Origin of the sequence: Collinsella ihumii, assembly GCF_900046475.1 — a bacterium.
Lineage (GTDB): Bacteria > Actinomycetota > Coriobacteriia > Coriobacteriales > Coriobacteriaceae > Collinsella > Collinsella ihumii.
Window position 1 is genome coordinate 38,506 of the sequence record NZ_FCOU01000002.1, and the last position, 22,429, is coordinate 60,934.

General features: G+C 65.1%; 19 protein-coding genes. 9 read left to right on the forward strand and 10 right to left on the reverse strand.

From position 1 onward, the window contains the following. Nucleotides 1-75: 75 nt before the first annotated feature. Both BN3789_RS00785 and BN3789_RS00790 read left to right on the forward strand, forming a co-directional pair. Complete coding sequence (locus tag BN3789_RS00785; RefSeq protein WP_079988992.1) at nt 76-1,035, forward strand: FHA domain-containing protein; 960 nt, start codon at nt 76-78, stop codon at nt 1,033-1,035. 101 nt (nt 1,036-1,136) lie between these two features. Next, complete coding sequence (locus BN3789_RS00790; protein WP_147569463.1) at nt 1,137-3,248, forward strand: DUF6273 domain-containing protein; 2,112 nt, start codon at nt 1,137-1,139, stop codon at nt 3,246-3,248. A gap of 93 nt (nt 3,249-3,341) precedes the next feature. On the opposite strand, the gene BN3789_RS00795 is transcribed toward BN3789_RS00790, so the two are convergent. From BN3789_RS00795 to BN3789_RS00815, 5 genes are all read right to left on the reverse strand, one after another. Further along, entirely contained in the window at nt 3,342-4,328 is a 987-nt protein-coding gene (locus BN3789_RS00795; RefSeq protein WP_066828781.1) for an ABC transporter ATP-binding protein, read from the reverse strand. Nucleotides 4,329-4,331: 3 nt separating this feature from the next. Further along, entirely contained in the window at nt 4,332-5,321 is a 990-nt protein-coding gene (locus BN3789_RS00800; RefSeq protein WP_066828784.1) for an ABC transporter ATP-binding protein, read from the reverse strand. A 12-nt stretch (nt 5,322-5,333) separates the two neighbouring features. After that, nucleotides 5,334-6,230: an ABC transporter permease gene (locus tag BN3789_RS00805; RefSeq protein WP_066828786.1), complete on the reverse strand. Its 897-nt coding sequence runs from the start codon at nt 6,228-6,230 to the stop codon at nt 5,334-5,336. Between the two features lie 11 nt (nt 6,231-6,241). Continuing rightward, nucleotides 6,242-7,162, reverse strand: a complete 921-nt coding sequence (locus BN3789_RS00810; RefSeq protein WP_066828788.1) for an ABC transporter permease — start codon at nt 7,160-7,162, stop codon at nt 6,242-6,244. A gap of 113 nt (nt 7,163-7,275) precedes the next feature. Then, nucleotides 7,276-8,922: an ABC transporter substrate-binding protein gene (locus BN3789_RS00815; RefSeq protein WP_229254091.1), complete on the reverse strand. Its 1,647-nt coding sequence runs from the start codon at nt 8,920-8,922 to the stop codon at nt 7,276-7,278. Between the two features lie 344 nt (nt 8,923-9,266). Between BN3789_RS00815 and BN3789_RS00820 the strand changes: the two genes are divergently transcribed. Further along, entirely contained in the window at nt 9,267-10,601 is a 1,335-nt protein-coding gene (locus BN3789_RS00820) for an alpha-L-fucosidase (RefSeq protein ID WP_066828794.1), read from the forward strand. A gap of 3 nt (nt 10,602-10,604) precedes the next feature. Then, a complete protein-coding gene (locus BN3789_RS00825) occupies nt 10,605-13,256 on the forward strand; it encodes a transglutaminase domain-containing protein (protein ID WP_066828795.1) in 2,652 nt (883 codons plus the stop codon). Between the two features lie 300 nt (nt 13,257-13,556). Here BN3789_RS00825 and BN3789_RS00830 read toward each other — a convergent pair whose 3' ends face one another. From BN3789_RS00830 to BN3789_RS00840, 3 genes are all read right to left on the reverse strand, one after another. Continuing rightward, nucleotides 13,557-14,498, reverse strand: coding sequence for an ROK family protein (locus tag BN3789_RS00830; RefSeq protein ID WP_066828796.1), 942 nt, complete (start codon nt 14,496-14,498; stop codon nt 13,557-13,559). Nucleotides 14,499-14,602: 104 nt separating this feature from the next. Next, nucleotides 14,603-15,802, reverse strand: a complete 1,200-nt coding sequence (locus BN3789_RS00835; protein ID WP_066828797.1) for a Fic family protein — start codon at nt 15,800-15,802, stop codon at nt 14,603-14,605. A 216-nt stretch (nt 15,803-16,018) separates the two neighbouring features. Further along, nucleotides 16,019-16,783, reverse strand: a complete 765-nt coding sequence (locus BN3789_RS00840) for an ABC transporter permease (RefSeq protein ID WP_229254093.1) — start codon at nt 16,781-16,783, stop codon at nt 16,019-16,021. 54 nt (nt 16,784-16,837) lie between these two features. Here BN3789_RS00840 and BN3789_RS00845 point away from each other — a divergent pair, with 54 nt between their 5' ends. From BN3789_RS00845 to BN3789_RS00860, 5 genes are all read left to right on the forward strand, one after another. Next, nucleotides 16,838-17,770 carry a LytTR family transcriptional regulator DNA-binding domain-containing protein gene (locus BN3789_RS00845; protein WP_066828801.1) on the forward strand — a complete coding sequence of 311 codons (933 nt, stop codon included), beginning with the start codon at nt 16,838-16,840 and terminating at the stop codon, nt 17,768-17,770. 598 nt (nt 17,771-18,368) lie between these two features. Then, nucleotides 18,369-18,824 carry a hypothetical protein gene (locus BN3789_RS00850; RefSeq protein ID WP_066828803.1) on the forward strand — a complete coding sequence of 152 codons (456 nt, stop codon included), beginning with the start codon at nt 18,369-18,371 and terminating at the stop codon, nt 18,822-18,824. Between the two features lies 1 nt (nt 18,825). Then, a complete protein-coding gene (locus BN3789_RS12555; RefSeq protein ID WP_154018712.1) occupies nt 18,826-18,966 on the forward strand; it encodes a hypothetical protein in 141 nt (46 codons plus the stop codon). Further along, nucleotides 18,963-19,817 (forward strand): ABC transporter ATP-binding protein, encoded by an 855-nt coding sequence (locus tag BN3789_RS00855; protein ID WP_066828805.1) that lies wholly within the window; start codon nt 18,963-18,965, stop codon nt 19,815-19,817. Before BN3789_RS12555 ends, BN3789_RS00855 begins: the two co-directional genes overlap by 4 nt. Nucleotide 19,818: 1 nt before the next feature. Beyond that, a complete protein-coding gene (locus BN3789_RS00860) occupies nt 19,819-20,580 on the forward strand; it encodes an ABC transporter permease (RefSeq protein ID WP_066828807.1) in 762 nt (253 codons plus the stop codon). Between the two features lie 204 nt (nt 20,581-20,784). Here the strand turns inward: BN3789_RS00860 and BN3789_RS00865 are convergent, their stop codons facing one another. Together BN3789_RS00865 and BN3789_RS00870 are read right to left on the reverse strand one after the other, a co-directional pair. Further along, nucleotides 20,785-21,609, reverse strand: coding sequence for a helix-turn-helix transcriptional regulator (locus BN3789_RS00865; RefSeq protein ID WP_066828810.1), 825 nt, complete (start codon nt 21,607-21,609; stop codon nt 20,785-20,787). A 135-nt stretch (nt 21,610-21,744) separates the two neighbouring features. After that, a complete protein-coding gene (locus BN3789_RS00870; protein WP_066828813.1) occupies nt 21,745-22,212 on the reverse strand; it encodes a DUF6568 family protein in 468 nt (155 codons plus the stop codon). Between the last annotated feature and the right edge of the window lie 217 nt (nt 22,213-22,429).

Genomic DNA, 22,429 nt, shown 5'->3' on the forward strand with positions numbered 1-22,429 from the left:
GTTTCCGCATTTGCCGCGCTCTGTGCATTCGTGCTATGTTGACTGTATTTCGTTCGAATTCGAGGAGGTCAGGACATGGCGACAGACACTCCAAGCTCAGTCATGTACACCGACCTGCGCCAATTCGGTGGCATCGCGCACCGCGACACCGCGACCGTCCTGTTCGACGGGTCGGTCTCCATCGGCGGAAAAACCCTTTCGGCACGCATCGACGACCGCACGTTCCTGTCGCGCGAGATCGTCCACGCCGAGCCCGGTTCCCTGCATCCCGAGCTCTTTTCCGACTTTCCCGTCGCCGCCAAGAAGATCACCTCGCGCCTGATCGCGGCGCGCGGCGGAGGGCAGGCGGGCTGCTCCGAGGTCATCGCCCACTACCGCGGCGCCGCCGCGACCTGCATGTGCGACGCGCTGACCTCCAACGACATCGATGCCATCCCGTACGGCAACGTCGTGCGCAAGATCATGTCCCTTCATCTTGAGCTCGAAAGCGACCGCGCCCTGCTGCTCGTCATGCTCTTCGTCATCGTCGGGTGCCTGGCGGACCCGCGCGCGGCAATCGACGCCATCGACGCCTTCGCGGCAAGCGAGCTTGCCACCTCGCTCGACACCCTGGTCGGGGACGAGGCCCCGCGACCGCAGGCCGCCTCGGCCGCCCATGAGACGCGCCTGGGCCTGGTCCGCCTGGTCAACGGCGCCTTTCGTCCGCCCATCCACGAGCTGTCGTGCGACCCGGCGGGCACCATCATCGGTTGCCTGCCCAACGGGCCGCACTCCATCGCCGACGTCGACGCCGACGTCTCGCGGCAGCACGTGCGCATCTGGCGCGAAGACGGCCGCTGGCTCGTCGCCGACCTGAACTCGACCAACGGCACCCGCGTGATCTCCGGTGCCGACAAGTCCGTGCACATCATCGCCGACGCCCAGGCCGAATCGCGCGAGCCCTTCGCAAGCGAGCCGTTCGAGCTGCGCAACAGCGACATCCTCTGCCTGGGCTCAACCACGCGCTTCCTGGTCATGAAGCTCAGCGTCGGCTGATCTTAACGGACCCCCTGTTGTTGCGCAACAGGAGCACGGTCGCATCGCCGTACAATCGATGCGAGACCCCGCACGTCATCTTCTCGGTTAGGCAGCACATCATGGCACCTCATCCCCTACAGCCCCATCAGCTCATCGAGTTCTCCTCGTTCGACACCGCGTTCGCCGTGGCACCTGACGAGGAGGAGGCTACGCGCAGGCGCTATATGACGCTGCTTGTCGACAGCCAGTATGCGCCTCGCAAGGGCGCGTCGAGCACCGTGTACCGCGTGAGCAACACCGAGTGCTCCCCGTTCGCCCTCAAGGTGCTCAAAGCCGACGATCTCGAAGGCGAGGAGCGCGAGCGCCTGCTGCCGGTCCGCGTCCGCAAGTTCGCCGAGGAGTACCGCGCGCAGACCGTCGTGTCGCATCTCAGCGGGTTTCCCAAGCTGTACGGCTACGGCGTCATCGAGGACGTGCCCGCGATCTTGATGGAGTGGGTCGAGGGCTTCACGCTGAACGAGGCCACGCCGCAGTTCCCCGCCGACATCTACGGGCGCATCAAGGGCCGCACGGTCGCCGGGATCGGCATGTCCGTCCTGAACGTGCTCATCTCCGCCAAGGCGCTCGACGAGCGCTTTGTCCATCGCGACCTGTCCCCGCGCAACATCATGCTGCGCACGAGCCAGGTGCCCCTGGAGGAGCAGACCGCGAGCAACGCCTTCGATATCTGTCTGGTCGACCTGGGCAGCGCCACCATCGTCACCGGCGACACCTCGCTCACCTTGGTCGAGAACATCTGGCGCAACGGCACGCCCGACTACGCTCCGCCCGAGATGCTGGCGCGCGACGTGCCGGCGCTCGCCGCGCTACGCTCGTCGGCCTCCATCGACACGTACGCCCTCTGCAGCATCCTGTACGAACTCTACGCGCAGACCACCCCGTACGGCCGCGGCATGCTGCTCGCCGCCTCCCCCTATCGCGTCAAGGTCGACAACGATCCCATGCCGCTCGTGCCGCGCAGCCCCCGCGACGAGGAGCTGTGCGCGGCCATCATGGCGGGCCTCGCGCGCGAGCAGGACCAGCGCATCTCCGCCGAAGACCTTCTGTCCCGGCTGAGCGCGTGGGCGGGTGCCCCGGCCTCAGAGGACTCCGAGCACCACGCGCCCGCTGCGAACGCGCCCGCCGCATCGGGCAACCCTCTCGAAGCGGGCTCCCACCTCACCATGAACGGCGCGGGTATCGAGGCCTCGCTCGGCCAGCAGGACACGGCACCCGTCGACGATCGGCTCGCCTCAGACGGCGCCGGCACGACGGATGCGCCCGCAGCGAGCACGCGCGGCATCTCCCGCCGCAGTTTCGTGATCGGCGCGCTCAGCGGCATCGGCATCACCGCGCTCTCGGGCGCCGCCGTCATCACGCGCGGGTTCGGCCTCCTTAAGCCCAAATCGCTCGACACCTATACCTGGGCCGAGCTGTCCGACATCTCGAAGCAGATCGCCCAGGCAGAAACGCCCTCCGACGCCATCGAGGTTGCACGAAGCTATGGACTGGTCGACCAGGACGGCAGGCTCATCTCCACGCAGCGCAAATCGGTCGAATACGACGGCATGCCCCATGAGGTGCAGATCGTGGGCATCAACCACGATGAGCTTGCCGACAGCTCGGGTTACGCGGGCCTCACGTTCATGTTCAGCGAGATCTTGAGCACGAGGCCCATGAACGACGCCGCATACGACGATGGGGGCTGGGAGGCCTCCGATATGCGCGCATACCTCAACACGAGCGTCATGGACAAGCTTCCCGCCGAGCTGCGCGAGCGCATCGTCCCGGTTCGCAAGTACACCAACAACGTCGGCGGCACCGAGGACCCCTCCTGCGTGACGGCAACCGAGGAGTCCCTGTGGCTGTTCAGCTACTGTGAGCTCGCCGGCGAGCGGGCCCGCCTCTCCTTCAACGAAGGCTATCGCTTCCTCGCCGACATCCTGAACTCCGAGGGCTCGCAGTACGATTACTTCGAGCAGCAAAACGTCATGCCGCAGTCCAATGCGGACTGCCTGGTTCGCCAGCTCGAAGACGAGGCGGACTACTGGTGGCTACGCAGCGCGAGCCCGGACGTGTCGCTCGCCGACGGTATCGTGACCTTCAACCGCGTGGGCCCGAACGGAGATCCGTTCCATTTCGCCGCCGCCTGCACCGACACCGCGGGCATCCTGCCGGGCTTCTGCATCTAGCGCGCCGATGGGTCGTTTGGGGACGGGTTCGTTCCAACCCATCGGCACGCACAAAAAAGCGCCCGCCGTATTCGGCGGGCGCCTTGGTCCGATTTACAGCTCGCGGCCCGGATAGTGGCAGTTCACGAAGTGACCCGGTTTGACCTCGATGGTCGGCGGGACCTCCGCGGAGCACTTCTCCGTCGCATGTGGGCAGCGCGTGTGGAACGGGCAGCCGCTCGGGATGTTGGTGGGGCTCGGCAGGTCGCCCTCGATCAGCACATGCTTCTTCTCGATCGTGGGGTCGGGAATAGGCACGGCCGACAACAGAGCCTGCGTATAGGGGTGCTGCGGGTTGCTGTAGAGCTCCTCGTTGGGCGCAACCTCCATCATGGTGCCCAGATACATGACGCCGATGCGATCGGAGATCATCTCGACGACGGCGAGGTCATGGGAGATGAACAGGTAGGTCAGGTTGTACTGCTCCTGCACGTCGCGCAGCAGGTTCAAAACCTGTGCCTGAATGGACACGTCGAGGGCGGAAACCGGCTCGTCGGCCATGATGAGCTTGGGGTTGACCGACAGGGCGCGGGCGATGCCGATGCGCTGGCGCTGGCCGCCGGAGAACTCGTGCGGATAGCGCTCGCCGTGCGTGGGCGGCAGGCCGACGACCTCGAGCAGCTCGTGGACGCGCTTCAGGCGCTCGCCGGGGCTCATCTTGGTGTGCACGAGCAGCGGCTCGGCGATGATGTCCTGAACCCTCATGCGCGGGTTCAGCGAGCCATACGGGTCCTGGAACACCATCTGCATCTTGGAGCGCAGCGGACGCATCTCCTTGGCAGAGATCTTCGCGATGTCCTGACCGTCGAAGATGATCTCGCCGGAGTCGGGGGTAATCAGGCGGTTGATGAGGCGGCTCGTGGTGGACTTGCCGCAGCCGGACTCGCCGACCAGCGAGAACGTCTCGCCCGGCATGATGTCAAAGCTGACGTTGTTGACCGCGTGGACCCACTTGTTCGCTTTGCCGAAGAAGTTCTTGCCCACGGGGAAGCGCTTGCTCAGGTTCTTGACCGACAGCAAGGGTTCGGTTGCTTGTGCCATCGCTTACGCCTCCTTTCGTGCATTGGTGTGGAACGGGCAAGCTGCGTAGTGGTTCTCAGCGACCTTGACGAGCTTGGGCAGCGCCTCGGAGCACGAAGCCTGCGCGTACTTGCAGCGCGGGGCAAAGCGGCAGCCCGAGGGCATGGCGGCCAGATCGGGCACGGAGCCGGGAATGGACGGCAGACGGTGCACACGGCGGCCGAGCTTGGGCACGGACTCGATAAGGCCCTGCGTGTAGGGATGCTGCGGGTTGGAGAACAGCTCCTTGACCGGGGCCTCCTCCACGATGTTGCCGGCGTACATGACAATGACGCGGCTGCAGGTCTCGGCGACGACACCCAGGTCATGGGTGATCATCAGGATACCCGTGTTGCGCTTGTTGCGGATGTCCTCCATGAGCGCCAAGATCTGCGCCTGAATGGTCACGTCGAGAGCGGTGGTGGGCTCGTCGGCGATGAGCAGCTTGGGCTCGCAGGACATAGCCATAGCGATCATGACGCGCTGGCACATGCCGCCCGACAGCTCGTGCGGATAGTTGCGCAGCGTCATCTCGGGCTCGGGAATACCCACGAGCTTTAGCGCGGAAACGCAGCGCTTATGCAACTCGTCTTTGGAAAGCTCCTTGTTGTGCAGGGAGATCGCCTCGATGAGCTGGTTCTCGATGCGCATGATGGGGTCGAGCGCGCTCATGGGCTCCTGGAAGATCATCGAGATCTCGTTGCCGCGGATGCTCTGCATCTCGGCCTCGGAAAGCTCGAGGATGTGCTTGCCGCCGAAGACGATGTCACCGGAGATACGCGTCGACAGCTTGTTGTGCAGACGCATGACCGACATCGAGGTGACGGACTTGCCGCAGCCCGACTCGCCTACCAGACCGACGATCTCGCCGGCGTTGACCGAAAACGACACGCCGTTGACGGCGGTAATCCAGTCTTTCTTGCCGCGCTTGAATTCTGTTCTGAGGTCCTTGACCTCAAGCAAGGGTTCAGCCATGAGGACCTCCGACTAGTTGAGCTTGGGATCGAGCGTGTCGCGCAGGCCGTCGCCGAACAGGTTGAAGGCCAACACGGTCAGGAAGATCACCAAACCGGGGAACAGGACGAGGTGCGGGGCAATCGCCAGATAGTTGCGGCCCTGGGACAGAATAGCGCCCCACTCCGCCTGCGTGACGTTCGCGCCGAAGCCGAGGAACGACAGCGAGGAGGCCGAAAGGATGGCGCCACCCACGTTCATGGTGAAGTTGACGATGAGCGCCTGCATGGTGCCCGGGAAGATGTGCACGAACATCGTGCGCGCCGGCGAGCAGCCGATGGACTGGGCGACCTCGACGTAGAGCTCGCCGCGGACCTCGAGCACCGCGCCGCGGATGATGCGCGCAAAGGACGGCACCGTGAAGACGGCCAGGCCGATCATGATGTTCGTGATTCCCGGGCCGATGATGGCCACGATGGCGATGGCGAGCAGGATCGAGGGGAACGCGAACATGACGTCGCAGATGCGCATGATGATCGAGTCGGCGATGCCGCCGAAGAAGCCCGCGATCAGGCCGAGGACGACGCCGCCCGCCGTACCGAGAATCGAAGCGGTGAGCGCCGTGCCGAGCGACAGCTGCGTGCCCGCAAGGATACGGCTGAAGACGTCGCGGCCAAACTCGTCGGTGCCCCAGATGTGCGTGGCCGACGGGCCGGCCAGAATCGCGCCGTAGTCGTACGCGTTGGGATCATAGGGAACGATCGACGGGCCGATGACAGCCATGATCAAGATGAACACGATGAACAGGAAGCCAAGCACCGCGGTCTTACGGCGCAGGAACTTCTTAATGAACTGCACGGTAGGATTTTGCGCCTTGGGCAGCTCCTCAGCAGACAGGGCCTGAGCGGTGGTTGCGTTGGTATCAGCCATGGTATCGCCTCCTATTCGTATCTCACGCGCGGGTTGATGACGGCGTACAAGATGTCGGCAAGCAAGTTGATCACCATGTACTCGAACGAGAAGAACAAGATGAGCGCCTGCACGACCTCATAGTCGCGGAAGCCGATAGAGTCGACGAGCAGACGGCCCATGCCCGGAATCGAGAACACGCTCTCGACCACGACGGAACCGGCGATCAGGGCGCCGATCTGCAGCGCGGTCACGGTGATGATGTCGATCGAGGAGTTCTTGAAGGCGTGCACCATGATGACGCGCGGCTCGGGCAGGCCCTTGGCGCGCGCGGTGCGGATGTAGTCCTTGCCGAGGTTCTCGATCATGGACGAACGGGTCACACGCGCGAGGATCGCCATGATGCCCGCGCCCATGGCGATCGAGGGCAGCACGTAGCCGCGCCAGTCCTCGAGGCCGCCCGTGGGGAAGATGCCCAGGTTGACCGAGAAGATCTGCATGAGCTGCAGGCCGAGCCAGAAGTTCGGCAGCGAGATGCCGGCGATGGCGATGAGCATGCCGAGCAGGTCGAGCGCACGGCCGCGGTTGATGGCCGCGATGACACCGATGATGATGCCGATGATGACCGACCAGGTGATCGAGCAGATCGTCAGGTAGATGGTGATGGGCAGACGCGGGGCGAGTAGCTCGGCCACGGACGTGTTGTTCGTGAACGAATGGCCCAGGTCGCCCTGGAAGATGCCGGTGATCCACTGGAGATACTGCGGAACGAGCGGCTGGTCGAGGCCGAGCTCGCGACGGATGTTCTCGATCTCGCCGATCGTCGCCGTGGGGCCGCCGATCTGACGCGCAGGGTCGCCAGGAATGAGGCGGACGAACATGAAGATGATGATGGAAATGACGATCAAGAGCGGAATCATGCTCAGGACGCGTTTAACAGCGTATTTCCCCATGTAGTTCCCTCCCTTTGTGTCGTATCGGGGAGACACGGGGGCTGCCAGCCCCTGAAATCAGAGGCTGGCAGCCACCCAACACCCTCGATGTGAAACTCAGGACGTAATCAACACTAGACGTTCAGGGTCGCGTGAATGACGTCGATACCCTGGGCGACGTACTTGATGCCGTTGAGGTACGCCTTGTAGGACAGGAGGGTGTTGTCGCTGGCGAGGAACAGCCACGGGCACTCCTCCCAAGCGATGTCCTGGCACTTGCCGTAGTGCTCGTTCTGCTCCTCCTCGGTCGGGGCGGCGTTGCCGGCCTCGAGCTCGGAGTCGAACTCGTCGTTCTTCCAGAAGGCGGTGTTGTAGCCGGTCGGCGGGACCATGGCGCTGGAGAGCAGCGAGCGCAGGAAGCCGTCGGGGTCGGACTGGGACCAGTTGACGTACCACATCTGGAGCTCGGTGGTGTCCTCGGGCTCAGCGGCGATCTCGGCGTTGGTGGCAGCCTCGTTGGGCAGGACGTTCACCGTGACGCCGATCTTCTCGAGCTGCTGCATGACGAACGTGGCGCCCTTAGTCTCCTGCGTGGAGTTGTCGCAGATGATGGAGACCTCGAAGCCGTCGGCGTAGCCGGCCTCCTCGAGCAGGCTCTTGGCCTTGTCGATGTCGGTGTCGTACGGCGTCTGCGCCTTGTAGCCGGGGACGAGCTCGGGCAGGCAGGAGGTCGCGGGCGTCGCGGCGCCGGAGTACATGACGTTGACGTACTCGTCCTGGTTGAACGCATAGTTCAGGGCCTGGCGCACGCGGACGTCGGACAGCGGCTCGTAGTTGGTGTTGAGCGTGACATAACGCATGGTCGTCGAGGGGATCGAGATCATGTTGATGTCGCCGGCGGAGCGCACCGTGGCGACCTGGTCGGTCGGCATCGGGTAGATGGCCGTGGCCTCACCGGTCTGCAGGGCGGCGATACGGGAGCCGGCCTCGGGCACGACGCGGAAGTCGATGCGGTCGATGGAGGGAGCCTCGCCCCAGTAATCCTCGTTGCGGACGATGGAGACGTGATCGCCCTGCGCATACTCCTCGAGGATGTAGGGACCGGAACCTGCGGACTGCTTGGAGTAATCCCAGCTGGAGTCGGCAAGCGCAGTCGGGGAGATGAGGTAGAACTGCGTCATGGAGTTCATGAACGGAGCATAGGGCTCGGGCAGGTGGAACTGAACGGTGAGCTCATCCACGGCGGTGCAGGAATCGACGCGGGTGTTCTCGGTGTTCTCGTCGATGGTCTCGATGAACGTACGACGACGACGCCAGTTGTTCTCGGGGTTGATCGCTGCCTCGTAGTTGGCGACGACGGCCTCGGCGTTCAGCGGGGCGCCGTCGGTGAAGGTGATGCCCTCGTTCAGATGGAACGTGTAGGTGCACGCGTCGTCGGAGACCTCGTAGCTCGCGGCGGCGCGGGGAGCGTACTCATAGTTCTCATCCAGGTCATAGAGCGAGTCGTAGATGTAGTAGACGACGTTGCCCGAGTTGCCGTCGGACCAGTCCATGGGGTGCATCTCCTGGAACTCGCCCTCGAAGGCCAGGATGCACTCGTTCTTGGGAGCCTTGCCGTCGGTCTTGGTGGCGCGAACGACGAAGCCCTCCTCGTCGGCCTCGATCGTCTCGACGTTGGATCCGCCGTCGCCGGAAGCCGAGCCGGTGTCAGTGCCGGTCGAGGTGTCGCCACCGCCGCCGCAGCCGGCGAGGCCGAGGCCCGCGACGGACGGTCGCGGCACCGGCAGCCACGGCACCCACGAACCCGCGACGAGTCACACCGGAGTCCGACCACGTCATGTTCTTGTTCTCTTTGTCCATTACAGACTCCTTTCGCACCGAGAACACTCCACGCATTGGCGCATTTGATGTAGTGCAGCCAAAATCCTCCTCGCGGCACAGACAGCAAATGAACAATCGCTATACTGTGCCCGCCACAACACTATAACGCTTTAACGCGTTAGAGCGGAGGCAAGGTGTAAACGGCCATACCGTTCAGGGACCGGAAACAGACCGTTCACCGCCAGGAAATACCATTATTGCTTATTTCGGACAAAACGGACACATTTTGTGAGGGATGGAGGAAATGTTGGCCTACCAGTTCGACCGGGAGCGCTACAACCGACGCATGAAGTGGTACCTGCACGACCGCTTCGGCATGTTCATCCACTTCGGAATCTACAGCATCCCCGCACGGGGCGAATGGCTGCGCAGCACCGAGGAGATGCCCGAGGAGCTCTACCTGCCCTATTTCGAGGAGTTCAACCCGTATGCGCTCGACGCCCGCGCCTGGGCCCGCGCCGCCAAACGGGCAGGCATGCGCTATGCCGTGCTCACCTCCAAGCACCATGACGGCTTCTGCCTGTTCGACACCAAGACCACCGACTTCAAGTCCACGAACACCCCCTACGGTCGCGACATCGTGGCCGACTTCCTGGACGCGTTTCGCGCCGAGGGCATCCGCGTGGGCCTGTACTACTCGGTGATCGACTGGCACCATCCCGACTTCCCGCAATACGGCGACCGTCAGGCCCCGCTGCGTAACGATCCCGTAGCCGGCTCCAACGAGCACCGCGTGTTCGACCGCTACCTCGACTACATGCACGAGCAGGTGCGCGAGATCTGCACCAACTACGGCAAGCTCGACCTTTTGTGGTTCGACTTCTCCTATGACGACATGCGCGGCGAGAAGTGGCGCGCCACCGAGCTCATGAACATGGTGCGCGAGCTGCAGCCCGACGTCATCACGAACAACCGTCTCGAGGTCTCCGGCGAAGGCTTCGGGTCGCTCGCCGAAGGGCACCCCACCCCCTACCACGGCGACTTCGTGACGCCCGAGCGCATGATCCCGCCCAACGGCCTGTTCGACGTCGAGGGCAACCCGCTCGCATGGGAAGCCTGCATCACGATGAACGATAACTGGGGCTACTTCTCCCACGACAACAACTTCAAGCCCGCGCCGCTGCTCATCCACAAGCTCGTCGAGTGCGTCTCCAAGGGCGGCAACCTGATCTTGAACGTCGGCCCGGACGCGACCGGCCGCATCCCCGACCAGTCGCTTGCCATCCTGGACGAGATCGGCCGCTGGATGGACCGCAACTCCGCGAGCATCTACGGCTGCGGCCCCGCCGCCGGCGGTCCGATCGAGGTCGAGCGCCCCGAGTACGGCCGCATCACCCGCAACGGCGACACCTACTACTTCCACCTGTACGAGAACGCGCTCGGCCCCATGCCGCTGCTCGGCGTGCCCAAGGAGCGCATCGCCTCGATGCGCCTTCTGCGCGACGGCACCGAGGTCCAGCTCTCGAACAGCTGGACGCACAGCGACTACCCCAACATCGCCTTCGCGGACCTGGGCCCCTCGCCCGTACTCCCCGATCCCGTGGATACCGTGCTCGCCGTCAAGATCAAGGAGGCCTAAAGGATGGCCGTGCTTTCCGATTCGTTTGCCGCCCATGCGGACAAGCGCTTCGACGCCCGCCGCGAGGTGCTCTCCCCCATCGCACAGGCCATCGAGGCGGGCCTCGCCGCCATCGACGATGCGGACGTCCGCACGCTCATCAAGAGCTACTACGGCACCATGCCGCTGACCGACGTGTTCGACGCCGAGTTCGAGCTGTTCGCCTCGTTTGCCCGCCAGGCCTGCGAGCTGCGCCGCACCAGCCCGTGGTGCGCCGACATCCCCGAAGACATCTTCGTCCAGTACGTCGCGAGCCCGCGCGTCAACAACGAGCCGCTCACCGACGCCTGGCCCACCTTCCGCGCCGCGCTCGCCGACCGCTTGCGCGGGCTGGACGCCTACCACGCCATCGTGGAGACCAACTACTGGTGCTGCGAGACGGCGACCTATCAGTCCTCCGACGGCCGCACGCTGGGCCCGCTCGGCGTGCTCGCCTCGGGTGACGGTCGCTGCGGCGAGGAGTCGACCTACCTCGTGACCGCCCTGCGCGCCAACGGCATCCCCGCGCGCCAGCTCTACACGCCCTGGTGGGCGCACTGCGACGACAACCACGCCTGGGTCGAGGCGTACGCCGACGGATCGTGGCACTACCTGGGCGCCTGCGAGCCGGAGGAGGAACTCGACCGCGGCTGGTTCACCGCGGCGTCCGGTCGCGCCATGCTCGTCCACACGCGCCTGTTCGACGACTTCGGCTGCGACTTCGAGCGCGATGCGCACCTGCTCGCCCGCGAGGGCAGCCAGGTGATCGTGAACCTCACCGAGTCCTACGCCCCCTGCGTGCTGCTGTCGGTGCGCGTCCTTAACGCCGCCGGCGCCCCCGTCGAGGGCGCCTCGGTGCGCCTGCGCCTGGTGAACGAGGCCGCATGGCGCGACATCGCCCACCTCTCCAGCGATGAGGCGGGCATGGCCCGCATCGTGGTCGGCGAGGGCACCGTGCGCGTGGTCGCCACCACGGGCGACGGCATGGCCGAGACCATCATCGACACCGCGGACTGCCATGACCTTGAGCTCACGCTGGGCGAGACCGTGCACGGCGACACCGATTGGGTCGACTTCGACGTGCACGCGCCGGCAGATCATCCCGCGCCCTCCCACCCGCTCACGCCCGAGCAGGTCGAGCGCGGCCGTGCCCGCAAGCGCGAGGCCGACCGCATGCGTACCGAACGCGTCGCCGGCAACGTGGAGCGCGCCCGCGAAATCGCCCGCGCCTGCGGGCACGACGCGGACGGTTGCCTGCCCTACTTCGAGCAGGCCTTCGCCAACGCGCCCGAGGTCGAGCGCTTCCTGACCGTCGACGACGGGGCCGACCGTGCCGCCCTGCTCGCCACGCTCACGTCCAAGGACTTCCGCGACCTGTCGGCCGACATCCTGGAAGACCACATCCGGGGCGGTCGTGCGGTCCGCGAGGATGCCCTCGCCTACCTCGCGCGCGAAGGCGTCGACGACCAGGCAAAGGCGCAGGAGCTCTACGAGCGCTACGTCCTGTGCCCGCGCGCCCACTTCGAGCACCTCTCCGCATACCGCGCCTTCATCCGCAGCCGCTTCGACGCTGAGACGGTCGCAGGATTCATCGCCGACCCGCTGCGCGTGTGGGACTACATCTGCGAGCACACCGCGTTCACCTCCCGCGAGCACACCAAGCGCTACGTGGGCACCCCGCGCGGCGCGCTCGTGTCCGGCCAGGCGAGCGCCGTCACCCGCCGCTCGCTGTTCGTGGCCATCTGCCGCAGCTTCGGCATCGCCGCCCGCATCAACCCCGTCGATGCGGGCATCGAGTACTTCGCCCACGGCTCGTTCGTGCCCGTCGAGCACGCCGAGGAGGGCTTCGAGGTCCTGTTCGCCAGCGACGCCGACCCGGCGCCCGGCTACTTCCAGACGTGGAGCATCGCCCGCTACCTGCACTTCACCGCGGTGAGCGGTAAGGCGGCCCAGGGCTTCAAGGTGCTCGACCTGTGGGGCAAGGCACCGTTCGAGGACGGTGTCTGCCGCGTGAAAATGCCGCTCGGCGAGTATCGCCTCACCACCGCGGTTCGCCTTCCCAACGGCGACGTGCACGCCGCCGAGCGCGCGTTCGAGGTGACCCCCGACTACGACGGCACCCCCATCCAGCTCAAGCTGCGCGAGCCGGACGTCTCCGAGATGCTGCAGAGCATCAAGCTCGACGCCTTCGCGCTCGCCGATGCCGAAGGCACCGCGGTCGATTGCGGCCGCATCGCCGCAGCAGGCGAGACGCCTGCCAAGCCCGTTATCGTGGCGTTCCTCGAGCCGGGCATGGAGCCCACCGAGCACCTGCTCAACGAAATGCGCGAGCAGGCCGGACGCCTGGACGCCGCGGGCGTGCCCATCGTGCTCGCCGTGCGCGATGCCGAGGAGCTCGCCGATCCCACGCTCGCCCGCACGCTGCCCGTGCTTCCCCGCACGACGGTCGCCTACGACGACTTCTCCGAGCTGCCGGAGCACCTGGCGCGCCGCATGTTCACCAATCCCGAGAAGCTGCCGCTGATCATCCTCGCCGTCGCCGACGACGCCGGCAACCTGACGGGTCGCTACGCCGCGGCAGGCTACAACGTAGGCACCGTCGATCTGGTGCTCAAGCTCATCTCGCTCATCGACTAGGTGGCGGAGCCCAGGGCGGACGCCGCAGACGAAGGGGGCGCGGTTCACGATGCGAACCGTGCCCCCTTTTTGCCGACGCACTAATATAGATGCGCCCTTGGGAAGCGCTGGTCGTTCCGCCATTCGGCATCCCCGCGCCCATCTGAAGAGAAAGCGCGGTCGACGGACCCACACTCATAAAGGCCTGCCGCTCATTCATGAATGAGCGGCAGGCCGTTTTGACGTTTCCGCAGGATTCAATTGTTTAACACCCCTGTTCATTCATGAATGAACAGGCCGGTGTCAGGCCAGATTCCTCTCTTACGCCTCCATCAGTCCGGCGTAGGCGGCACCGATCAGGCCGGCATCGTTGCCGAGCGACGCGACCTCGATCGGAGTGTCGGCGCACACCGACAGGGTGTAGTGCTTGAAACGCTCCACGAGCTTGCCCAGGAACAGGTCGCCCGCGGCGGACAGGCCGCCGCCGAGCACGATGGCCTCGGGATCGACCGTGCATGCGAGGTTGGCGAGCGCCAGGCCGAGATACTCGACCATGGTGTCGACCGCCGCCGCAGCCGCCTCGTCGCCCGCCTGATAGGCTTCGAACACGCTCTTGGAGTCGGAGGGACCGGCGAGCTCGACGGGCTGGATCCCGCGCTTCTCGCATTCCATCTTGTAGGTGTTCACGACGCCGGTCGCAGACGCATACTGCTCGAGGCAGCCATGGCGTCCGCAGCCGCACACGCGCTCTTCGGCCGGATTCACGCAGGTGTGGCCGACCTCGCCGCCCGCACCGTTGGCACCACCGATGACTTTGCCGTCGACGACGACGCCGGCGCCGATGCCCGTGCCGAGCGTCACGAGCGCCATGCTGCGGTGGCCGAGCGCCGAACCGCGCCACATCTCGCCGAGCGCTGCCGCATTGGCGTCGTTCACGAACGCGACGGCGGCGCCGCCGAACGCATCCTCGAGCGCCGCGCCGAGCCCCTGGAGGTCGATCGAGGCGTTGGCGATCAGCTTGACGTTGCCGTCATCGGGAACCGGAGCCGGAACCGCAAGGCCGATACCCTTGAGGACGACGTCGCCATCCTGGGCGTCAAGCAGGCTCTTGATGCCGTCGATGACCGCTGCATAGCCGGCCTCGTCCACCAGCGGCGGCGTGGGCACGCTCAGCTTGGACAGAATCTTGCCCTCGCGGTTGACCAGGCCCTCCTTGACGGTCGTGCCTCCCACGTCGATACCAACAAATAGCTCCTCGGCCATCCTTGGCCCCCTTTCTCGGATATACCACGTGCAGCACATGATACCGCGCATCCCAGCCGTTTTGTCCCATATCCCGGCAGACGGCAGGAGCGCTCCGCGCTCGCCTACTGCGCGCCGCTCGCAAGAACCCGGCGTATCCCCGGTACGCTTGATATCTCCTCGAGAATGTCGATGAGCTTGTCGCTTTGGAAGTACTCTCCGCGACGTCGCGAGCCCATCGGGCGCAGCATGCCGTATGCGCACGCCCGACCGACCAACGTCGACGCTGCTCTCGGGGTGATACCGAGCTTCTCGGCCACAAACGCGATCGTGACGACAGGCTGCTCGGCCAGCAGAGCGGGCAGTCTCCAGATCGAAGACCCCGCACGCTCCTTGATGTCCTTCTTCCAGGCATCCATGACCTCATCCATGAGAGCCGAGACGCGCCCGCCGATCACGAGAGCGAGCTCCAGGGCCTCAATCGTGCAGATGACAATAGGCATGGGGTCACCCTGTTGGTACGCTCTGATCGCAGCCATGTAGTCATCGACATCATGGAGCAAACCCGCTGAAACGGGAAGCGTGCTTCTCGAGAGCACCCCCTCCGACGAAAGGACGATATGGAGCAGAACGCGCCCCGTTCGCCCATTGCCGTCAATGAACGGATGAATCGTCTCGAACTGAGCATGGGCGATCGCCGCCTTGGCGACAGGGTTGATGTCATCCCGACGGATGAACGCAACGAGATCCTCGAGTGCGCCCGCAAGCCGTTGAGGCGCAGGAGGAACAAAGAGGGCGCCATGGGGGCTATATGCAGTTCCGCCGATCCAAACCTGCTCGTCTCTAATTTCCCCTCCAAATGAAGCGCCCGTCGGAGCGATAAGCGCCTCGTGGACAGCACGGATCTGATCGACTGTCGTGCTCGCCGAGAGCGAGAGCGCAGTTCGTATCGCGGCGATGTTTCCTTGGACGATGCGCGCGTTGGCAGGGGCCTCGCTCGTCAACTCCGCGAGCGCAACAATGCGCACGCTCGACGTGAGATGTTCAATCTGGGAGCTGGCCGCGGACTCGCTGCGCAGCAGCAGCGCCGGCAGGTCGTAGCCACGCACCGCCTGCAGCTCGTCGAAACGCGCAAGCTTCACAAGCAGCTCGCCGATACGAGCCGACAGGGCCTCGGGTATCGCCAGGTTCAGCGATGCTATCTCCGCAGGAATCGCTGCCTGATAGCTCGATGCGATCCTGCGGCGCGCGGTTTTGGAGATCATCGCGCGCTCGTCAGGGTCAATGTGCCAGGGAAGCTCCTCGTATGAAACGGATGGCCACATAGCCCCTCTCCCTCGAGTCGAATTTGCTTCTCACGCCGTCAGCTTAACGGAAGCGAAAACAAATTCACTTCCGTTATCCTTATTGTAACGGAAGTGAATCGCGTTTCGCTTCCGTTAGCATCAGCGCATCGGAAGTGGGTCCGCTGGGGACAGGTTCGTTTCAACCCATGGGATCATCAAGTGGTTCACCCGCAATGACCTGCGAAGGAAACCCCGCTACGCGAGCCGGTTGCGTTCGGCTGCAAGGTCGCGGGCGAAGCGACGGCAGCTCCGCGCCGCAAGCGCGGACATAGCCGCCGTCCACACGACGGCAAGCCCTGCAAGCACCGGCACGGGAGCCATCGCGTCCATGCCGCTCGCGGTGCACAGGATCTCGGCCACGGGACCCAACGGCCAGAACCATGTGATCGCGCGGACGGTACCGGACATGAACGCGAGGATGGGCGCCAGCGCAACCACCGTGAGCGGCACGGCGAGCAGGCTCGAAGACATCTGCTCCCGCGCGGAAAGGCCGGCGACAAGCCCCGCGAACAGAAGCGGCTGGACCCCGAAGGCAGAAAGCCCGAGCAGCAGCGCCGCCCTCGCGGGCGCAAGGCCCAGCAGCAGGCATGAGACGGCCTGCGTGACGAGCGTCACGAGCACCGCCGAAAGCCATTTGGAGACGGCGATCTCGCCTGCCGTCACACCCGCCTCGACAAGGGTGACGTAGGCGCCGCGCTCGCGCTCCTCGGCCATGACGTAGAGCTCGATCACGCATCCGGCGAACGCGGGGGCGATGCAGAGCACAGCGACCTGGGCGAACGCGTCGGCCTCGCCCGGCATGAGCCTGGATGAGGTCGCCACCACGCTGCCGATGAACGCCGTGAACAGCGCACCCGCGCCGCACGACATGAGTGTCGTCGGATTGCGGACGGCGTCAAGCAGGTCGCGCGCCACCAGCGCGCGTATGTTTCCAAAAGCCCCGTTTGCCATGTGAGACATGATACCCGATATACTTGACGTCGTTTTCCACCCTGAGAAACCGAGGAGGAGTCCGTGGCGGACACCGCATCCTACGATACCGTCGAAGATCTGCTCGCCGCCCGTGAGGGCGAGAGCGTCCACCTCGAATGCTGCCGCGAGACCGTGGACCGGGCCGTTCGCTTCGTCCACGAACGCTATGGCCGCCGGCGCTGCGCGTTCTACGTCTCCACCGACCGCGGATTCGATCGCGAGACGGTGCGCTCGTATCTCAAGCTCTTCTCGCGCCTCGCGGGAGGCTCCGTGACTCCCCAGGACGCCATGGCGCATTTCGGACTCACCTCGACGGCGCGATCTCAGGTGAAGACCTTGACCGCCGAGCAGCGCGCGCTGCTCAACTTTGCCCGCATGAGCCTTTTTGAACCCGAGGTCGTCTTCTGCGAGCGACCGCTTGCGGACGTGACGCCCGCCACGCGCGGACTTGTGACCGCATGGATGGGCCAGGTCGCCGAGGCCGGGGGCGCGCTCATCACCGCCGGCGAGCCCCTGCGCGAGGCGCTCCTCATGCCCGGCACCGCCTTCTTCGAGGAGGACGGGCGCCTCCACGAGGCCAAGACCGCGGTCGGCGACGATGAGACGCAAGACGTGGAGTTCGCCGGCGACGAGGTCCGCGTCTTCAAGGTCCCGGCGAAATCCGATGGGGCGACCCTGCTGTTCGATCCGCGCGAAGTCGACTTCGTGGAGAGCGTGAACCGCGCCAACTTCGCCTCCGTGCGCGGCGAGCTCTACCCGGTGAGCATGACGCTCGACAAGCTGGAGGCGGAGCTCGAGCGATTCGGCTTCTTCCGGTGCCATCGCTCCTACATCGTGAACGTCCAGAAGGTGGCGAAAGTCGAGCGCTTCACGCGCAACAGCTTCAACCTCACGCTCGCCGACGCGCATCAGACGCAGATCCCGCTCGCCAAGGGACGCGCCGAGGCCATGCGCGAACGCTACGGCTGGCGCTAGGGAAACGCTGATCAGTAATTATTTGTGTGACGGTCGTTCCGTGGCAGATGCGTAGATGTTCGGCGGCAGGGGCGACCCCAGCCGCGCCCCTCCCTGACGATCGGGCTCCTGGAGCACGCGAGAAGGCCACTGTATCCGCCCGCGTGCGAAACCGCACCTTAATAAAAGGTTTTATCAAGGTGCGCGGACACCTTGCTTTGAATTTGGTATCAAATCTTGGGCAAAAGGGCCGCGGAAGGGCGGATCGGAAGCCTCTCCCGGGGCCTCCGGGATCAGCCAATCAAAGAACCCGCAGGTCACAGGTTTGTCAGATATGGTCGCTTCCACTTCATACTTCCCGGTTTGATACCAAATTCATTCTCAGGATATAGCAACCCCCTCTATCCTGCAGATTCGCGGTGCGATTTCTCCACCGTGCGCATACGAGCCCCGGGACCCGCCCGTATCTGCCAGCAAACCGGGGCCTCCTCGGCTGCTCCTCTCGTACCCGCCTATGCTCCTCTCGTCGTTTCCGCAGCTCCTGACGGCCGGAACCCCTTGTCCGCCCCACCGGCGCGGGCGAGTATGGCCTCAGCAGCCAGCAACCGAAAGGAGCACCATGAAAGAGCAAAAGATCTACGACCGCGTCCGCTCACTTGGTCACGAGCCCATCGAGGGGACCGCGATCATCGTCACCCGTACACCCGAGAGCATCCTGCAGGGCGTCGTCGAGTTCGCCATGCAGACCGACCGCTTCGAGCTCATGGTCTGCGCCGAGGACGCCGTCCTCCTCTTCAAGCTCAACAACCTCACCAGCGACATCCGCACATCTGCAAGCTACCGCTGCATCTCTCGCGAGGACATCCTCTCCGCCGACACAGAGCTCGCCGACGCCGGCATGACGCGGCGCATCCGCATCACCACCGACGAGGACGACGTGCTCCTCAACGCCCAGCACGAATCCACGAGCGGTCTTCGCACAAGCGGCCTGTGGGGCAGCTGGCACGCGGCGAACCTGCCGCGCGCGTGCGACGAGATCTGCCGCATGGGCTCTGGCGCGAAGGAGGCGATGTAGCATGGATCCCGCGCTCATGGGTGCGATCATCATCGCGTGCTGCTTTGCCGCCGGCGTGTTCGAGACGGGCAGGCGAAAGAAGAACCGTAAGGACGAGGGCGAGCATGCGCCCGAAACACGGAAAGGAGGAGGCACGCGATGAACGGGACGCATAGCGCCGTGCTCTCCATGGAGGGCGTCTGCCTCTCATTTGGAGCCAAGCGCGTCCTCGACGGACTCACCTTCGACGTTGCCCGGGGCGAATGCTTCGGCTTCCTCGGCCCGTCGGGCGCCGGCAAGACCACCACGATCAAGCTCCTCACCCGCCAGCTCACCGCTGACACCGGGCGCATCGCCCTGTTCGGCCGTCCCATCGAGAACGCGAGCGGCGCCGACTACGATCGTATCGGCATCCTGTCGGACACGAGCGCCCTCTACGAGCGGCTCACCATCGAGGAGAACCTGCGCCTCTACGCTCAGGTCCGCGGGCGCGGCGGACGCGGCATTCCCGCCCTGCTCGAACGCGTGGGCCTCGATCGCGACCGCAAGACGCTCATCAAGAACTGCTCGAAGGGCATGCGGCAGCGAGCCGCCCTCCTGGCGACGCTCGTCCACAGCCCGGAGCTCGTCTTTCTGGACGAGCCGACAAGCGGGCTCGACCCTGCAGCGCGCGCCGAGGTGCACAAGATGCTCGCCGATCTGCGCCGCGCCGGAACCACGGTGTTTCTCACCACGCACGACATGGCTGAGGCCGAGTCCTGCTGCGACCGGCTGGCGATCCTGAACGAGGGCCGCATCGTGACGATGGGGACCCCGCGATCGCTTACCATGGAGCATGCGCGCAACCGCCTGGTCGTGACGACGCGCACGCACGGCGTCGTCGAGCTCACCAAGGACGCCGCCAGCGCCGACACCGTGCGCGACCTCCTCGCCGCCGGCGAGGTCCTATCGCTGCATTCCGACGAACCGAACCTCGAAGAGGTCTTCCTCGAGCTCACCGGAAAGGAGTTCTAGCATGAACGCGACGTTGCGCCGAGTGGGCGCGCTGGTCGACAAGGACCTCATGGACCTCATCAAGAACCCCACGATGCTCGTGGTGCTGCTCATGCCCATCGGGTTCATGCTGCTGTTCCGCCTCGTCATTGGGGACACCGCCGCCGATGCGGGGCTCACCGGGGCCGACCTCGCAAGCGTTGGCGGCGAGATCGACAAGTTCTTCCTCGGCTCGGGCCTGTGCATGAGCATCGGCATGGTGGCCTCGATGGTGCTGATCTACGGCATCGCGGAGGAGAAGGAGAAGCACACCCTGCGCACGCTCATGCTCGCCAACGTGGGCGCAGGCGAGGTCGCGGCGTCCAAGGGCGGCGTGGCGCTCCTCGCCGTCGTGGCCGTGGGCGCGGCGTGCTTCTTCCTCGCGGGCGGCGAGCCCGGGCTGCTGCCCGTCTACCTTGCGCTCACCGCGCTGGGGGCCGTCCCCGTGGTGCTCATCTCGCTCGTGCTCGGCCTCGCCTCGCGCGACCAGATGACGGCGGGATTCTACAGCGTGCCGGTGATGCTGCTAGCGCTCGTGCCCACGTTCGGCATGGCGAGCGAAGCCATCAAGACCGCCGCATCGTTCACACCGCTCGGCGGGGTCTACGACCTGCTCGGCCTCGCCTACGACGGGCATCTGCTCAGCGCAGACGCGCTCATGCCCCTCGCCGTGACGCTCGCGTGGGCGATCGCGGGCGCAGCGGTCTTCGCCGCGCTCTACCGCAGGCTCGCACGGGACAACTGACGCATCAGGACTGAGCTGAGCAAGTCGATGGCGGGCCACACTCGATCCTGCCGCCCGCCATCGACCACTTTTTCATGAACGAAGATGGGTTGAATCGACATTTCCGCAGGATTCGCACTCCCGACCCGACACTTTTTCATGAAACAGGACCGCCGGAACGATGCCGACGGCCCTGGCTTGCAGCCATCCGCGAAAAAGAGTCGCCTACCCTGTGCGCCTTCTTGCGATCACCCAGAACACGAGCAACACGACTGCGCCGCCTGCGATGACAAGCCAGTCGCGGGGAGAGTCGAGGCCGCCCGTCACAACTCCGAGGGCGGCAGCACTCATGACCCAAAGCGCCGGCAGGATGGCCGCCGTCCATACCGGACGCGTAAAGCGCCCCAAGACGAAAGACGCCGTAAGCGCGACAGCAACGCCGAGAATGACCACCAGCTTGCGGAACGCCTGCGCATCAAGCAGGACGTCTCCCACCACAAGCACCCCAATACCGACAGCAAGACCCACGAACACCTGAAGCACGAGCCGCATCCCAAAAGCGGCACCGCTCTCACGTGCCACCTCGACCGGATCACCCGTCGCGGCGCCAAGGAGCTCGGCGGCGCTTCTCGCGTCCTCGCTGCCATTCTTTCGGCGCGCAACAAGCATCACGACCGAAAACACCAAGACGAGCACGGTGAGCAGCAGGCGCAGCACGGGTTCCAGATAGTCGCGCCCCGCCACCGCCGTCACGGCGAGCGCCGTGATCACGACGACCTCGACCGTCGCCAGCGCCACCGCGAAGACCTTCGTCCTTCGCTCGCTCTTCTCGACCATCTCGCGCATCTCGTCCACGTCCCCTCTCACCAGCTCGTCAATCGTGGTGTCGAAGAGGTTCGCGAGGAGCAGCATGCTTTGGACATCCGGAAGGGTCTTGCCCGTTTCCCAGTGGCTGATCGTGACACGGCTCACGTACAGCCTCTGTGCGAGTTCATCCTGCGAGAGCCCGAGCCGGGCGCGCCGTTCTCTGATCTGGTTGCCGATGTCCATGCGTCTTCCGCCCTCTCGATGCCTATCCGACGCCCCAAACGTAGCCGACGGGGCCGCACGACGCAGTAAAAAGTGGTTTACAAGCGCTCTGAGCAGGCATGATGGCGAGATGGACAGATGGTGCCAAATAGCAGGTTACGCGAGCTCGCGCTCGATCGCCTCGCACAGCGTGTCGTCGTCCACGTCGAGATCGACCTCGAGGCCGCGTACCGAACCCGCCGCGTCGAAGTGCAGCACCGTCGGCACCCAGGTCACGCCGTAGCGCGTCCTGAACGCAGACAGTCCCTCGTCCGTCTTGCTGTCCGTGCTATCGAGGTAGAAGACATCGATCGCGCGCTTCGCGAACACGGGCGCCATCACCGGGATGAGCCTGCGGCACCAGCGGCAGGTCACCCGGCCGACGTACAGGTAGAAATCCCGGCGCTCGGCGATCATGGCCTCGATCGCCGGCACGTCGACGGCATGAAACCCCCGCACGATCTCGCGATAGATTTCCGACTCCCGCTCGACGCGCTCCTCGTCCGATGCGGGCGCAGGCACGCTGCAGGTTCCGTCGATCGAGCAGACCGCCGCAATCGGCTGTACGTTCTCATGCTCTGCCACAGCTGACCTCCTGACTAGCTCAGTTTGACGATCGGGGCGAAGCCCTTCATGAGCTTCTTGGTCTTGCCGCTCTTGTCGAACTGCACCTCAATCATATCCCCTTCGGCCGAGATCACGGTTCCCGTGCCGAACGTCTTATGGCTCACGGTATCACCGGGCGCGAACGTCTCCGCCGCGCGCGCGACATCGGGACGGCGCTGCTCGACCGCGGGCGACG

Bases quoted from the DNA above. Each gene is read 5' to 3' on its own strand.
- BN3789_RS00785 (WP_079988992.1), top strand. From the start codon at position 76: ATGGCGACAGACACTCCAAGCTCAGTCATGTACACCGACCTGCGCCAA.
- BN3789_RS00790 (WP_147569463.1), top strand. From the start codon at position 1,137: ATGGCACCTCATCCCCTACAGCCCCATCAGCTCATCGAGTTCTCCTCG.
- BN3789_RS00795 (WP_066828781.1), bottom strand. From the start codon at position 4,328: ATGGCACAAGCAACCGAACCCTTGCTGTCGGTCAAGAACCTGAGCAAG.
- BN3789_RS00800 (WP_066828784.1), bottom strand. From the start codon at position 5,321: ATGGCTGAACCCTTGCTTGAGGTCAAGGACCTCAGAACAGAATTCAAG.
- BN3789_RS00805 (WP_066828786.1), bottom strand. From the start codon at position 6,230: ATGGCTGATACCAACGCAACCACCGCTCAGGCCCTGTCTGCTGAGGAG.
- BN3789_RS00810 (WP_066828788.1), bottom strand. From the start codon at position 7,162: ATGGGGAAATACGCTGTTAAACGCGTCCTGAGCATGATTCCGCTCTTG.
- BN3789_RS00820 (WP_066828794.1), top strand. From the start codon at position 9,267: ATGTTGGCCTACCAGTTCGACCGGGAGCGCTACAACCGACGCATGAAG.
- BN3789_RS00825 (WP_066828795.1), top strand. From the start codon at position 10,605: ATGGCCGTGCTTTCCGATTCGTTTGCCGCCCATGCGGACAAGCGCTTC.
- BN3789_RS00830 (WP_066828796.1), bottom strand. From the start codon at position 14,498: ATGGCCGAGGAGCTATTTGTTGGTATCGACGTGGGAGGCACGACCGTC.
- BN3789_RS00835 (WP_066828797.1), bottom strand. From the start codon at position 15,802: ATGTGGCCATCCGTTTCATACGAGGAGCTTCCCTGGCACATTGACCCT.
- BN3789_RS00840 (WP_229254093.1), bottom strand. From the start codon at position 16,783: ATGTCTCACATGGCAAACGGGGCTTTTGGAAACATACGCGCGCTGGTG.
- BN3789_RS00850 (WP_066828803.1), top strand. From the start codon at position 18,369: ATGAAAGAGCAAAAGATCTACGACCGCGTCCGCTCACTTGGTCACGAG.
- BN3789_RS12555 (WP_154018712.1), top strand. From the start codon at position 18,826: ATGGATCCCGCGCTCATGGGTGCGATCATCATCGCGTGCTGCTTTGCC.
- BN3789_RS00855 (WP_066828805.1), top strand. From the start codon at position 18,963: ATGAACGGGACGCATAGCGCCGTGCTCTCCATGGAGGGCGTCTGCCTC.
- BN3789_RS00860 (WP_066828807.1), top strand. From the start codon at position 19,819: ATGAACGCGACGTTGCGCCGAGTGGGCGCGCTGGTCGACAAGGACCTC.
- BN3789_RS00865 (WP_066828810.1), bottom strand. From the start codon at position 21,609: ATGGACATCGGCAACCAGATCAGAGAACGGCGCGCCCGGCTCGGGCTC.